The sequence below is a fragment of the Dactylosporangium sp. CA-139114 genome, from assembly GCF_050955725.1.
GTDB lineage: Bacteria > Actinomycetota > Actinomycetes > Mycobacteriales > Micromonosporaceae > Dactylosporangium.
Genome location: NZ_CP192080.1, coordinates 2,031,138 through 2,044,260, shown reverse-complemented (window position 1 = coordinate 2,044,260; position 13,123 = coordinate 2,031,138). Strand labels below are relative to the sequence as shown.

The following is a 13,123-nucleotide window of genomic DNA, read 5'->3' as shown; positions in this document are numbered from 1 at the left end:
GACGCCGGCACAGGACCGACACGGGCATATCGTCCAATGTGGATGGTGCTGGAACGGGCGTGGAGTCCGCATCCGGTGGAAACGCCGCGACGACATCCACGAAGCCTCGCCACCTGCATGTCGGGGGCGCGGCAGCGGCAAACGAGCTGCGGGCCAGTGAACCGAAGGCCTGCTGGCCCAGGCCGGTGGCGGCGACCTCGCCGGCGAACCACAGACCAATGGCCGAGGTCGGCTGCGGTTGGTGGCCCTCTCGTCCCGCACGGCAGAATCGACCTGATGCAGGCCACGGAGATGATCACCACCCCGCTCGACGAGCGGCTCGCCGACTACCGAGCACTCACCGACCTCGAGCTGCGGACCCGCTGGGAACCGCCCAACGGCCTGTTCATCGCCGAAGGAGAGCTCGTCCTGCGCCGAGCCCTCCGAGCCGGCTACCGGCTCCGCTCGGTCCTCATCGACGCCAAACGCGTCTCGCAACTCGAAGACCTGAACCTGGCGGACACACCCGTGTACGCCGGCGACCAGGCGACGCTCGAGGCCATCACCGGCTTCCACGTGCACCGGGGCGTCTTGGCGTCGTTCCACCGCAAACCCGAGCTCGACGCCGCCGAGATCCTCAGGACCGCGCGACGACTCGCCATCCTGGAAAACATCAACAACCACACCAATCTCGGTGCCCTCTTCAGAAGCGCGGCAGCCCTCGGCATGGACGCCGTGCTGCTCTCCCCCACCTGCGCCGACCCGCTCTACCGCCGCAGCGTCCGCGTCAGCATGGGCGAGGTCTTCGCCGTCCCCTACGCCCACCTCCACCCATGGCCCGACACGCTCACCGACGTGCGAAAGGCGGGCTTCACCGTCCTCGCGCTCACCCCAGCAGCCGACGCCATCCCCATCCAGCACCTCACCGCCGCACAACGCGCCAAGCCGGCCCTGCTCCTCGGCGCCGAGGGCCCCGGTCTCACAACCGGGGCCCTCGACGCCAGCGACGCCCGCATCGTCATCCCCATGCACCGAGGCGTCGACTCACTCAACGTCGCCAACGCCGCAGCCGTCGCCTTCTGGGAGCTCAACCGCACCGAACACCCGTGACACCCCGGCGCTGCCGCCGAGGAAGGTCATGGCTCGGGTCCGCGTCAGTCACTGACCGTCGCTCCCGCCAGACATCCCGGCCTTCGCGGTGGCAAGGGCAGGACCAGTCCGCGTGCACGGTCGCGATCCGTGGACCGGGCCATGGCGGCCGGCCGCGCGAGCACCGCGGGGACGAGGAACACGAGCCCCCGATCGCCCGCTGGGAGGGGTCCACCCCGCGCCGGCGAACAGCTCGATGGCCCGCCGCTGCCCGGCCTTGCGGTACGGCCGCTCACACTCCCCGGCGCCGTCCGCCCGCGCGCCGGACGGAGCGGCACCGGTGCGGCGACGAGGGCCGCCCGGAGCGAACCGGACGGCCCTCGGCCATGTGCTGATCAGGCGTTGTCGCGCTGCTCCGTCGGCAGGGAGCCGAACGCCGAAGCCGCCGCGCCCGGGCTGCTCGGCAGCTCGCGCGGCGGCTGGTCGCCCGACACCTGGGCCGCGGCCGCCGCCGCCTCCGCGTTGGCCGCCGCGGCGGCCTCCTCCGCGGCGCGCCGGGCCTCCAGGACCTCCTCGGACTCGGCCTCCTCGACCGAGGACTGGTCGACGTGGCGCGAGCGCTCCTCGTTCGACATGGTGCTCATCCCGCCCAGGGCGCCCCCGATGCCCTCCAGGGCCTTGGTGAGCTCGACCGGGAGGATCCACAGCTTGTTCGACTGGCCGGCGGCGATCTGCGGCAGGGACTGCAGGTACTGGTACGCCATGACCTTCGAGTCCGGGTTCGCCAGGTGGATGGAGTCCACGACGGTCCGGATGGCCTTCGCCTGGCCCTCGGCGGTCAGGATGCGGGACTGCCGCTCACCCTCGGCCCGCAGGACCGCGGCCTGCTTCTCACCCTCGGCGGTCAGGATCTGCGACTGCTTGAGGCCCTCGGCGTGCAGGATCGCGGCGCGGCGGTCGCGCTCGGCGCGCATCTGCTTCTCCATGGAGTCGCGGATGCTCGGCGGGGGCTCGATCGCCTTGATCTCGACGCGGGTGACCTTGATGCCCCAGCGGCCCGTCGTCTCGTCCAGCACGCCGGAGAGGTGCCGGTTGATCTCGTCGCGGCTCGTGAGGGCCTTCTCCAGGTCGAGGGAGCCGATCACGTTGCGCAGCGTGGTGACGGTCAGCTGCTCGATCGCCTGCAGGTAGGAGAAGATCTCGTAGGTCGCGCGCACGGAGTCGACGACCTTGAAGTACAGCACCGTGTCGATCGAGACGACCAGGTTGTCGGACGTGATGACCGGCTGGGGCGGGAAGTTGACGACCGCCTCCCGCTTGTCGACCTTGTTGCGCACGGAGTCGATGAAGGGCACGAGGATGTTCAGGCCGGGCGTGAGCGTCCGGCTGTACTTCCCGAGCCGCTCCACCACGTACTCGACCTGCTGCGGCACCACCTTCACCGACTTGACGACGGTGATGATGGCGACGAGGGCGGCGACGATGACGACCACCGCCAGGAACACGCTTGGATCCACTGGGCTCAGTCCTTCCACACCATTGCGGTGGCACCCTTGATCTCGATCACCCGGACCCGCTCCCCTGCGGCGAAGGTCTGCGTGGCGTCGTACGGGCGGGCCCGCCACAACTCCCCGTCGATCTTGATCATGCCGCTGTCGGTGTCCACTTCCTCCATCACAAGCGCCATCGAGCCCTCGATGGCCTCGACACCCATCTGGGTGTCGCGTTCGTCGCGGTGCATGTACCGGCGCAGCGTGGGGCGCACCGCCACGAAGGACAGCGCGCTCACGACGGCGAAGACGGCGGCCTGGATCGGCTCGCCCGCCCCCAGGGCGGCGGCCCCGGCGGCGGCGAACGCGCCGATCGCGAACATCAGCAGCACGAATGTGGTCGTGAAGATCTCCGCCGCGACGAGCGCGGCGCCGACGATCAGCCAGACGATCAGCCAGACATCCACCCCTCGATCGTGTCACGCCGATGCACGTCGTGCCGCCTCCGGCGCCCGCCCGTTGCGGGAACCTTGCGAAAGTCCCGCCACCCTTGCGCGATGTGGACAGTTGGGCTGATCGTGACCCCCGTGCCCCTCCTGCCCGAGACGACCGCCCGCATCGATGCCCTCGTCGCCCGCGCCCACGCCGGCGCGCGGGTGCCGACACTGGTCGCGGGCGTGGTCCGCGACGGGGCCCTGGCCCACACCGCGCACGCCGGCCCCTTCAAGCCCGGGACGCAGTTCCGGATCGGCTCGATCACGAAGACCATGACGGCCGCGCTCGTGCTGGCCCTGCGCGACGAGGGCCGGCTGGCCCTCGACGACCTGCTGTACCGCCACCTGCCCGGCACCCCGGTGGGCGCGGTGACGCTGCGCCAGCTGCTCGGGCACGCCGGCGGCGTCCAGCGCGAGCCCGACGGCGAGTGGTGGGAGCGTCACGGCGGCACCGACGTGGAGACGTTGCTGTCCACGCTGACCGCGGACAAGGTGGCGTACCCCCCGCTGCACGGCTTCCACTACTCCAACCTCGCCTACGGGCTGCTGGGCGCGGTGGTGAGCCGGCTGGGCGGCGAGGACTGGACCGAGATGCTCGGCAAGCGGCTGCTGCGCCCGCTCGGGCTGGAGCGCACCACGTACGCCGCGGCCGAGCCGTACGCCCGCGGGTACGTCATGCACCCCTGGCTCGACCAGATGCGCGAGGAGCCGCACCCGGACGCCGGCGCGATGGCCCCGGCCGGGCAGCTGTGGTCGACCGTCGAGGACCTGGCGCGCTGGGCCGCGTTCGTGGCCGACCCGGACCCGGCGGTGCTGGCCCCCGCGACGGTGGACGAGATGTGCGCGCCGTTCGTGCTCAGCGACCTCGAGTCGTGGCGCGCGGGGCACGGGCTCGGCATCCAGCTGTGGCGGCGCGGCGAGCGGGTGTTCGTGGGCCACAGCGGCTCGATGCCCGGCTACGTGGCCGTGTTCGCGGTCCACCGGCCCTCGCGCACCGCGGTGGTCGCCTTCGCCAACGCGTACACCATGCATCACCCCGGCGGGCTGAGCGCCTTCGGCCTCGACCTGCTCGAGACGGTCCTGGACCGCGAGCCGGTCCGTCCGGCGCCGTGGGCCCCGGGGCCGCCCCCGCCGGCCGAGATCGCGCCGCTGACGGGGCGCTGGTGGTGGATGGGGCGCGAGTACGAGGCCGGCTGGGCGGACGACGCGCTCGTGGTGACCCCGCTGACCACCGGCGACACGCCGTGGCGCTTCGAGCCCGACGGGCCGGCGGCCGACCGCTGGCGGGGTCGATCCGGCGAGAACGACGGCGAGGTCCTGCAGGTGCGCCGCTCGCCGTCGGGCGAGGTGGTCGCGCTGGACATCGCGACCTTCGTGTTCACCCGCGAGCCCTGGCCGATCTAGAGGTCCGGTCTAGAGGTCCGGTCTAGAGGTCTTCGTCGGGTTCGGTCACGAAGTCGATGAGCCGCTCCATCGAGTTGATCAGCGGCGTCTCCACGTCCCGGAAGCTCGACACCGAGGCGAGGATGCGCCGCCACAGCTCGGCCGGCTCGGCGACCCCGAGAGCCGCGCAGACGCCCTCCTTCCAGGGCTGCCCGGGCGGGACGACCGGCCACGCCCGGATGCCGACCGCCGAGGGCTTCACGGCCTGCCAGACGTCGATGTACGGGTGCCCGGTCACGAGCACGTAGGGCGACTGCACCGAGGCGACGATCCGGCTCTCCTTCGAGCCTGGTACCAGGTGGTCCACGAGCACCCCGAGCCGCGCCACGGGCCCGGGCCCGAACGCCCGCACGGCGGCGGCGAGCTCGTCGATGCCGTCCAGCGGCTCCACGACCACGCCCTCGACGCGCAGGTCGTCGCCCCAGATGCGCTCGACCAGGGCGGCGTCGTGGATGCCCTCGACCCAGATCCGGCCGCGGCGGGCCACCCGGGCGGTGTGCCCGGCCACCGCGATCGAGCCCGAGGCGGTGCGCTGCCGCTGCGGCCGGGCCCGCTGCGGCGCGGGCCGCACCAGGGTCACCGGGCGCCCCTCGAGCAGGAACGCGGCCGGATCGAGCGGGAAGTTGCGCCGGTTGCCGTGCCGGTCCTCCAGCACGACCGCGCCGAACTCGAAGCCGACCACGGCCCCGCAGAACCCCGAGTCGGCGTCCTCCACGACCAGCTCGAGCTCGGCCTCCACCACGGGCACCGCCCGCCGGCGGCGCCAGTCGTTGTTCGCCAGGACATCCATGGCCGGCAAGCGTATCGGCTGACGGCCTGTTCGCCTGCGAGACATACCGGCACGTCAGCACGTACCCTTGCTCCCATGTCCCCCGCAGCACGCGCGGCGACCCTCCAGGCGCGCCGCTCGGCGCGTTTCGTGGCATGGGTCCGGGCGTGGCGCGCCGGCCTGGTGCCGTGCGACGACGCCGCCGCCGAGATCTCCGGCGACGAGGAGCACATGGTCTCCGACGTCCCCGGCACCTGGACCGACGTGTCGCTCGCCGACGCCCTGCCGTCGCTGGCGAAGCTGCACCCGGACGAGGTGCGCCTGGTCCTGCCCGCACCCGGCGACCCGCGCGGCCTGCCCGGCCCCGGCCCGTTCACGGGCGCGGCGCTGCTGGCCGGCGAGGGGGTGCTCGCGGGCGCGCTGGGCTTCGTGCCGGAGGTCCGCCTGCACACCTCGGGCTCGGGCGACGAGTTCGAGACCGTGCGCTGGCAGGTCTTCGCCCTGCCGCAGGAGCGCCCGCCGGCCCACGAGCCGACCGCGGCCGAGGCCGAGGCCGAGCTCTCCGCGGAGCTGGTCACGGCGACCCGGACCCTGGCCAAGCTCGACATCGCCCAGTGGCGCCCCGAGCTGGCGGGCGCGATCGAGGCCATCCGCAAGCCCGACGGCGCGACGGACCTCCCGCCCGGCTACGACCCGCGGGCGCGGCGGCTCTACGCGCGCGCCAGCACCCTCGACCGCGTGCTGGCGCTGGCCGAGCACGCGGCCCCGGGCGGCGCCGTCAACGGCTACGAGGTCCAGCAGCGCGACGCCGCCCTGCGGCCCCTGACCACGGCCTGCCGCCGGGCCCTGGTGGCCGCCTGCAACGCCCCGCTGCTGTAGCTCAGACCTCGTCGATCAGGTGCGCCACTGACGGGATGATGCGCGAGGGGCGGTAGGGGTAGCGCTCCACGTCCGCCGTCGTGCTGATGCCGCTGAGCACGAGGATGGTCTCCAGGCCGGCCTCCAGCCCGCACAGCACGTCGGTGTCCATGCGGTCGCCGATCATGGCGGTGGTCTCGGAGTGGGCGTCGATGCTGTTGAGGGCCGAGCGCATCATCATCGGGTTGGGCTTGCCGATGAAGTACGGCTCGATCCCCGTGGCCTTCGAGATCAGCGCGGCGACCGCCCCGCAGGCCGGCAGCGCGCCCTCGTTGGACGGCCCGGTGGCGTCGGGGTTGGTGCAGATGAACCGGGCGCCGTTGTTGATCAGGCGGATCGCGGCGGTGATGGCCTCGAAGGAGTACGTCCGGGTCTCGCCCAGCACCACGTAGTCGGGCTCGGTGTCGGTGAGGATGTACCCGACCTCGTGCATCGCCGTGGTGAGCCCCGCCTCGCCGATGACGTAGGCGGTGCCTCCCGGCCGCTGCGTGTCGAGGAACTCGGCGGTCGCCAGCGCGGAGGTCCAGATCGCGGACTCCGGCACGTCGAACCCTATGCGGCGCAACCGGGCCTGCAGGTCACGGGCGGTGTAGATCGAGTTGTTGGTCAGGATCAGAAACGGCTTGCCGGACGAGCGCAGCCGGTTGACGAACTCCGGTGCGCCCGGCACGGGCTCGCCCTCGTGCACGAGGACCCCGTCCATGTCGGTGAGCCAGGACTCGATGGGCTTGCGTTCTCTCACGCGCAACATACTCCCTCAGCAACGTTTCGAACCTATGCGCGTTTCGGTGACACGCAGCAGTCGGCCGGGCAGAAATCCCAGGTGGGGACGGCTCCGAGCGCGTGACGCACATTACTGTGAGCAATAACGCGCTCGTCGACGAGCTCGCGGACCATGTCGGCGAACCGGGGGTCGGCGCCGGGCGTCCCGGCCCGCGCGTAGGCGAGCCCGAGCCGGGCCGCGGTCGCCGCGGCCTCCTCGTCGAGGTCCCAGAGCACCTCGAGATGATCGGACACGAACCCGACCGGGCTGACGACGACCTCGGCGACCCCGTCCCCGGCCAGCGCCTCGAGGTGGTCGTTGATGTCCGGCTCCAGCCACGGCACCTGCGGCGGCCCGGAGCGGCTCTGCCACACCAGGTCCCACGCCAGCCCGGGCGCGGCCCGCTCGGCGACGAGGGCGGCGGCCTCGCGCAGCTGGGCATGGTAGCGCCCGGTGCCCCCGGGCCCGCTGGCCGCGTTCATGGCGGCCGGGATGGAGTGCGCGGTGAACACCAGCCGCGCGGGCGCCTTTCCGGGCAGGGTGGCCAGGGCGGCCCGCACCGCGTCGGCGTGCGGCTCGATGAAGCCGGGATGGTCGTGGTAGTGCCGGATCTTGTCGATGACCGGGGCGCCGGGCACCTCGGCCCGGGCCCGGTCGATGTCGTCGAGGTACTGCCGGCAGGAGGAGTACGACCCGTAGGCGCTCGTGACGAAGGCGATCGCGTGCCGCACGCCGTCGTCGCGCATCTGCCGCACCGTGTCGGCGAGCATCGGGTGCCAGTTGCGGTTGCCCCAGTAGATCGGCAGGTCGAGCCGCGGCCGCAGCGCGTCGAGCAGCTCGCGGCACTGGGCGTTGATCGGCGAGACCCCGCCGAAGTGCCGGTAGTGCCCGGCGACGGCCTCCAGGCGCTCGCGCGGGATGCCCCGGCCGCGGGTCACGTTCTCCAGGAACGGCAGGACGTCGTCCTGCCCCTCCGGGCCGCCGAAGGAGAGCAGGAGGAACGCGTCGTAAGCCACGCGCACCATTGTGCTCCTGGGTGATCCGCCCGCTGCCCGGGCCCGGGGGCTCGGTGCGGTCTTCGCTCTTGGCCCGCGGACCTGGCTGGGCGGCCCTGCGCGGCCGAAGGCCTTCAGGGCCGCCCATTGTCTGGCGGGAGCAACGGTCAGCGACTGACGCGGACCCGAGCAGCAATCTTGCTCAGGAAGTGCCGCCGATGGCGTGGTAGCCGCCGTCGACGTGCACGATCTCGCCCGTCGTGGCCGGGAACCAGTCCGACATCAGCGCGCAGCAGGCCTTGCCCGCGGCCTCCTGGTCGTAGAGGTCCCAGCCCAGCGGCGCGGCCTTCGACCAGGTGTCCTCGAACACCGCGAAGCCCGGGATCGACTTCGCCGCCATCGTGCGCAGCGGGCCCGCCGCCACCAGGTTCACGCGGATGCCGCGCGGGCCGAGCTCGCGGGCCAGGTAGCGCGACGTCGACTCGAGGCCGGCCTTGGCCACGCCCATCCAGTCGTACACGGGGTAGGCCCGCGTCGCGTCGAAGTCCAGGCCCACGATCGAGCCGCCGGTGCCCATGAGCGGCAGGCAGGCGACGGCGAGCGCCTTGAACGAGAACGTCGACACGTGCACCGCCGTGGCCACGTCCTCCCACGGGGCGCTCAGGAAGTCACCCCCCAGGCAGGACGCCGGGGCGAAGGCGATGGAGTGCAGCACGCCGTCGAGGCCGTCCACGTGCTCGCGCACCTTGTCGGCCAGGCCGTCGAGGTGCTCCTGGTTGGTCACGTCGAGCTCGATCACCGGCGCCTCCTGCGGCAGCCGCTTGGCGATGCGCTCCACCAGCGACAGCCGGCCGAAGCCGGTGAGCACGACCTTGGCGCCCTGCTCCTGGGCGAGTTTCGCGGCGGCGAAGGCGATCGACTGGTCGGTGATGATGCCGGTGATCAGCAGGCGTTTGCCTTCGAGAAGTCCACCCATGATTGCGCAATCTCCCTCAGAAAAAAGTAGTCAGTGGCCCATGCCCAGGCCGCCGTCCACGGGAATGACGGCGCCGGTGATGTAGGCCGCGGCGTCGCTGGCCAGGAAGGTCACCACGTCGGCGACCTCCTCGGGCTTCGCCATGCGCCCCAGCGGGATGTTCTTGCGGTACTCGGCCTGCGTCGCCTCCGGCAGCACCGCCGTCATGTCCGTCTCGATGAACCCGGGCGCGACCACGTTGGCGGTGATGTTGCGGCTGCCGAGCTCGCGGGTGATCGATCGGGCCATGCCCACCAGCCCGGCCTTGCTGGCCGCGTAGTTCACCTGGCCGGGGCTGCCGTAGAGGCCCACGACCGAGGAGATGAAGACGATGCGGCCCCAGCGGGCGCGCAGCATCTTGCTCGCGGCGCGCTTGGCGCAGCGGAACGAGCCGGTCAGGTTGGTGTCTACGACGCCGGTGAACTGCTCCTCGCTCATGCGCAGCAGCAGCGTGTCCTGGGTGACGCCGGCGTTGGCGACGAGCACCTCGACCGGGCCGAGCGCCTGCTCGACCTCGGTGAAGGCGGCGTCCACGGCAGCACTGTCGGTGATGTCACACTGCACGCCGAACAGGCCCTCGGGCGCCCCGGAACCGCGGTGCGTCACCGCCACGCGGTCACCCTGCTTGGCGAACGCCTGCGCGATCGCCAGTCCGATGCCCCGGTTGCCGCCGGTGACCAGTACGGTCCTCGCCACGGTGCCGCCTCTCCAAGCTCATGGAAATCTGTAGGGAGCGTAGGTGTTACCGCATGGTAGGTCCCAATGTGCCGGGCGGCTGATGCCGGGTTTGGCGACAGGGCGTAGCATTGGGGCCGTCCGGCACCCGGCCGTATTGACGGCTGGGTCCCTTCCGCTGACCGTCCGGCACGGCAGCTGCTCCCAGGAGGTGATCGCTGTGCGAAGTAGCGATCCCTCCAGTCGTGGCCGGTAACAGCAGATCACCCGCCACGGCTTCCGTGTGTCTGTTCTCTCCTTCTGCCTGAGACAACACCCGTTGGAGCATGTCGTGAGCCGTTTCGTCGCGCCCGTTGGCTTCTTCCTGGCCGCCGCCTGGGTGGCCGCGCTCTTCTACCTCGTCGGCGCCCACTAGGGCAGGCGCGAGCCCCACAGCAGGCTCAGCCCGCCCGCGCACAGCGCCAGCAGGAACCCGAACCCGAGGTACCACTGGGTGATCTCCCGCGGCTTCGTGCGGAAGCCGATGGAGCTGCCCATGTCCGAGTAGACCCGCTTGAGCTCGTCTTTGCTGGCGGCCTCGTAGAAGTACCCCTTGGTGACCTCCGCCACCTTCTGCAGCGAGGGCCGGTCGACGGGCACCCGCTGCGGCGTGTTGCCGATGCGCACCACGCCCTCGTCGGTGCCGAAGGCGATCGTCGACACCGGCACGTTGGCCGCCGACGCCGCCGCGGACGCGTCCTCCAGCGAGCGGCCCGCGGTGCGGAAGCCGTCGGAGAGCAGCACGATGCGGGCCGGCGGCGGGCCGGCCGCGCCGTCCGCGGGCACCGTGCGGATCGCGTCGAGGCTCGTGAAGACCGCCTCGCCGGTCGCCGTGGACTCCTGCAGGGTCAGGCCCTCGATGGCCTGCATCACCGAGTTGCGCTCCTTCGTCGGCGAGACCAGCACGCTCGCGGTCTTGGCGAAGGAGACCAGCCCGACGTTGAAGCTCGGCGGGAGCTGCTTGACGAAGTCGACGGCCGCGGCCTTGGCCGCGTCGATGCGCGTCGGCGCCACGTCCGTCGCCTGCATCGACAGCGACACGTCGATGGCGAGCATGATCGTGGCCCGCTCCAGCGGCTCCTTGGTGTCGACCGACGGGCGGGTCAGGCCGAAGGCGAGGATCACCAGGCTGAGCAGGAACGCCGCGGCGCTGACGTGCCGGCGCGCGCCGATGCCCTTGGGCACCAGGCTGCTGAGCAGGTCGACGTTGGTGAAGCGCACCGCGAACGCGCGGCGGTGCACCTGCCGCCAGATGTAGATGCCGATGACGCCCGCGACGGGAATCAGGGCGAGCAGCCACCACGGCGAGAGCAGACGGATCATCGGGTCGTACCTCGAGTTCGAGCGTGTCGCTGGGCCGCGACGAACCGGACGATGTCCAGGAGCCAGTCGGAGTCGGTGCGCAGCCGCAGATGGGCCGCGCCCGCGCCGCGCAGGGCCGAGGCTATCTCGGCCCGCTGGGCGGCGGCCGCGTGCGCGTAGCGGTGGCGCAGCTTCGGGTCGGCCGTCTGCACCTCGTGCATCCGGCCCGTCTCCGGGTCCACGAGCGCGATGACGCCGACGTTGGGCAGCTCCAGCTCCCGCGGGTCGACGACCTCGACGGCGAGCAGGTCGTGGCGCACGCCGAGCTTGCGCAGCGGGCGCGCCCACTGCTCCGGCGGCGTCATGAAGTCGGAGATCACCACGGCCAGGCCGCGCCGGCGCGGGGGCCGGTTGAGCATGTCGATGAGCGCGCCGAGGTCCGCGCGGCCGGGCCGGCCCCGGGTGAGCGCGATCGTGCGCAGCAGCCCCTGGGCGTCCTTGCGGCCGGGGCGCGCGGGCAGGCGGGTCAGGTCGTCGGCGGTCCCGACGACGGCCCCGATGCGGTTGCCGCCCCGCACGGTCAGGTGCGCCACCGCGGCCGCCGCGGCCACCGCGAGGTCGCGCTTGAGGTACTGCGCGGTGCCGAAGTCGAGGCTCGCGCTCAGATCCACGGCGAGCCAGGTCTCCAGCTCGCGGTCGGCGACGGTCTGGCGGACGTGGGGCAGCGTGGTGCGCGCCGTGACCGGCCAGTCCATGCGGCGCACGTCGTCGCCCGGGCGGTACTCCCGCGACTCCCCCGCCTCCGTGCCCGGCCCGGGCAGCAGGCCGAGATAGTCGCCCTGCAGCAGCCCGTCGAGCTTGCGCGTGACGAGCAGCTGCATGCGGTTGAGCACGACTTCCGCCCGGGCGTCCTCCAGGCCGGTGCCGCTGTGAAGCTTCACCGACCCGGCCACGTGGTGATCGTGGTCGTGCCGCCCGGCCCCGGCTGCCCGGGCTGGCCCGGCTGGCCCGCGGGGGCGGTGGTCGCCTGCTGGCGGGGCGCGACGGTGGGCGGCGGCACGGCGGCGAGCACCCGGCGCACGACGTCGTCGGCCGGGATGTCGTCGGCGAGCGCGTCGTAGGACAGCACGAGCCGGTGGCGCAGGATGTCGGGGGCGATGTCCTGCACGTCCTGGGGCAGCGCGTAGTCCCGGCCGCGCAGCAGGGCCAGCGCGCGCGAGGCCCGCACGATGCCGAGCGAGGCGCGGGGGCTGGCACCGTACTGAATCAGGTGCGCGATGTCCCCCAGCCCGTGCTCGGCCGGGGAGCGGGTCGCGACCACCAGCCGCACCGCGTAGTCCACGAGCGCGTTGTGCACGAAGACGTCGTCGGCCTTGTCCTGCAGCGCCATGAGCTCCTGGGTGGTGAGCACCGCGGCCGGCTCCGGGGTCTTCACGCTGACCCGGTAGACGATCTCGCGCTCCTCGGCGTCGGTCGGGTACCCCACCTGGATCTTCATGAGGAACCGGTCGCGCTGGGCCTCGGGCAGCGGGTAGACGCCCTCCTGCTCGATCGGGTTCTGGGTGGCCATCACCAGGAACGGGCGGGGCACGTCGTAGGTCTCGCCGCCGATCGACACCTGCTGCTCGGCCATGACCTCCAGCAGCGCCGACTGCACCTTCGCGGGCGCGCGGTTGATCTCGTCGGCGAGCAGGAAGTTCACGAACACGGGCCCGAGCTCGACGTCGAACTTCTCGCTGGACTGCCGGTAGATCCGGGTGCCGACGATGTCGGCCGGGACCAGGTCGGGGGTGAACTGGATGCGGGAGAAGGTGCCGCCGACGACCCGGGCGAGGGTCTCCACGGCGAGCGTCTTGGCGACGCCCGGCACGCCCTCGAGCAGCACGTGGCCACGGCACAGCAGGGACACGAACATCCGCTCGATCATGCGGTCCTGGCCGACGATCACCCGCTTGACCTCGAAGAGCGCCCGTTCGAGCACGGTCGCGTCCTGAGCTGGGGTCGAGACAGGGTTGTTCGGCTCGGTCACCGGTCCTCCACGCGCGCGCTTGTACTTCCCAGTCAACCTAACGTCGGAACAAACCTAACGCCGGTCAACCTAGCGTCGCACGGCGCGGCGACCGATCGCGATCCGATGCTCCTGAGAGCCTAC

At 72.1% G+C, this 13,123-nt stretch carries 13 protein-coding genes; 3 read left to right on the top strand and 10 right to left on the bottom strand.

Annotation, left to right across the window (positions count from 1 at the left end):
* Positions 1 to 276 precede the first annotated feature (276 nt).
* Positions 277 to 1,089: a TrmH family RNA methyltransferase gene (locus tag ACQP2P_RS09215; protein ID WP_433614675.1), complete on the top strand. Its 813-nt coding sequence runs from the start codon at positions 277 to 279 to the stop codon at positions 1,087 to 1,089.
* 374 nt (positions 1,090 to 1,463) lie between these two features.
* On the opposite strand, the gene ACQP2P_RS09210 is transcribed toward ACQP2P_RS09215, so the two are convergent.
* Positions 1,464 to 2,567, bottom strand: a complete 1,104-nt coding sequence (locus ACQP2P_RS09210; protein WP_433619064.1) for an SPFH domain-containing protein — start codon at positions 2,565 to 2,567, stop codon at positions 1,464 to 1,466.
* A gap of 23 nt (positions 2,568 to 2,590) precedes the next feature.
* Positions 2,591 to 3,025, bottom strand: coding sequence for an NfeD family protein (locus tag ACQP2P_RS09205; RefSeq protein ID WP_433614673.1), 435 nt, complete (start codon positions 3,023 to 3,025; stop codon positions 2,591 to 2,593).
* Between the two features lie 120 nt (positions 3,026 to 3,145).
* Here ACQP2P_RS09205 and ACQP2P_RS09200 point away from each other — a divergent pair, with 120 nt between their 5' ends.
* Complete coding sequence (locus tag ACQP2P_RS09200) at positions 3,146 to 4,456, top strand: serine hydrolase domain-containing protein (protein ID WP_433619062.1); 1,311 nt, start codon at positions 3,146 to 3,148, stop codon at positions 4,454 to 4,456.
* Between the two features lie 22 nt (positions 4,457 to 4,478).
* Here the strand turns inward: ACQP2P_RS09200 and ACQP2P_RS09195 are convergent, their stop codons facing one another.
* Positions 4,479 to 5,285, bottom strand: a complete 807-nt coding sequence (locus ACQP2P_RS09195) for a DUF3097 domain-containing protein (protein ID WP_433614671.1) — start codon at positions 5,283 to 5,285, stop codon at positions 4,479 to 4,481.
* A 75-nt stretch (positions 5,286 to 5,360) separates the two neighbouring features.
* On the opposite strand from ACQP2P_RS09195, the gene ACQP2P_RS09190 reads away from it, so the two are divergent.
* Positions 5,361 to 6,143: a hypothetical protein gene (locus ACQP2P_RS09190; protein WP_433614670.1), complete on the top strand. Its 783-nt coding sequence runs from the start codon at positions 5,361 to 5,363 to the stop codon at positions 6,141 to 6,143.
* Between the two features lies 1 nt (position 6,144).
* Here ACQP2P_RS09190 and ACQP2P_RS09185 read toward each other — a convergent pair whose 3' ends face one another.
* The 7 genes from ACQP2P_RS09185 to ACQP2P_RS09155 form a co-directional block, all read right to left on the bottom strand.
* Positions 6,145 to 6,933: an HAD-IIA family hydrolase gene (locus tag ACQP2P_RS09185; protein ID WP_433614668.1), complete on the bottom strand. Its 789-nt coding sequence runs from the start codon at positions 6,931 to 6,933 to the stop codon at positions 6,145 to 6,147.
* 23 nt (positions 6,934 to 6,956) lie between these two features.
* The gene (locus tag ACQP2P_RS09180) at positions 6,957 to 7,961 is read right to left on the bottom strand and encodes a ferrochelatase (protein ID WP_433614667.1); all 1,005 of its coding nucleotides are present in this window, start codon (positions 7,959 to 7,961) and stop codon (positions 6,957 to 6,959) included.
* Positions 7,962 to 8,142: 181 nt separating this feature from the next.
* Entirely contained in the window at positions 8,143 to 8,916 is a 774-nt protein-coding gene (gene fabI, locus ACQP2P_RS09175) for an enoyl-ACP reductase FabI (RefSeq protein WP_433614665.1), read from the bottom strand.
* 30 nt (positions 8,917 to 8,946) lie between these two features.
* Entirely contained in the window at positions 8,947 to 9,651 is a 705-nt protein-coding gene (gene fabG / locus ACQP2P_RS09170) for a 3-oxoacyl-[acyl-carrier-protein] reductase (RefSeq protein ID WP_433614663.1), read from the bottom strand.
* Positions 9,652 to 10,041: 390 nt separating this feature from the next.
* Positions 10,042 to 10,992 (bottom strand): VWA domain-containing protein, encoded by a 951-nt coding sequence (locus ACQP2P_RS09165; protein WP_433085042.1) that lies wholly within the window; start codon positions 10,990 to 10,992, stop codon positions 10,042 to 10,044.
* Positions 10,989 to 11,852, bottom strand: a complete 864-nt coding sequence (locus ACQP2P_RS09160; RefSeq protein WP_433089935.1) for a DUF58 domain-containing protein — start codon at positions 11,850 to 11,852, stop codon at positions 10,989 to 10,991. The genes ACQP2P_RS09165 and ACQP2P_RS09160 overlap by 4 nt, the downstream gene beginning before the upstream one ends.
* A 56-nt stretch (positions 11,853 to 11,908) precedes the next feature.
* Complete coding sequence (locus ACQP2P_RS09155; RefSeq protein WP_433614661.1) at positions 11,909 to 13,036, bottom strand: AAA family ATPase; 1,128 nt, start codon at positions 13,034 to 13,036, stop codon at positions 11,909 to 11,911.
* Positions 13,037 to 13,123 lie beyond the last annotated feature (87 nt).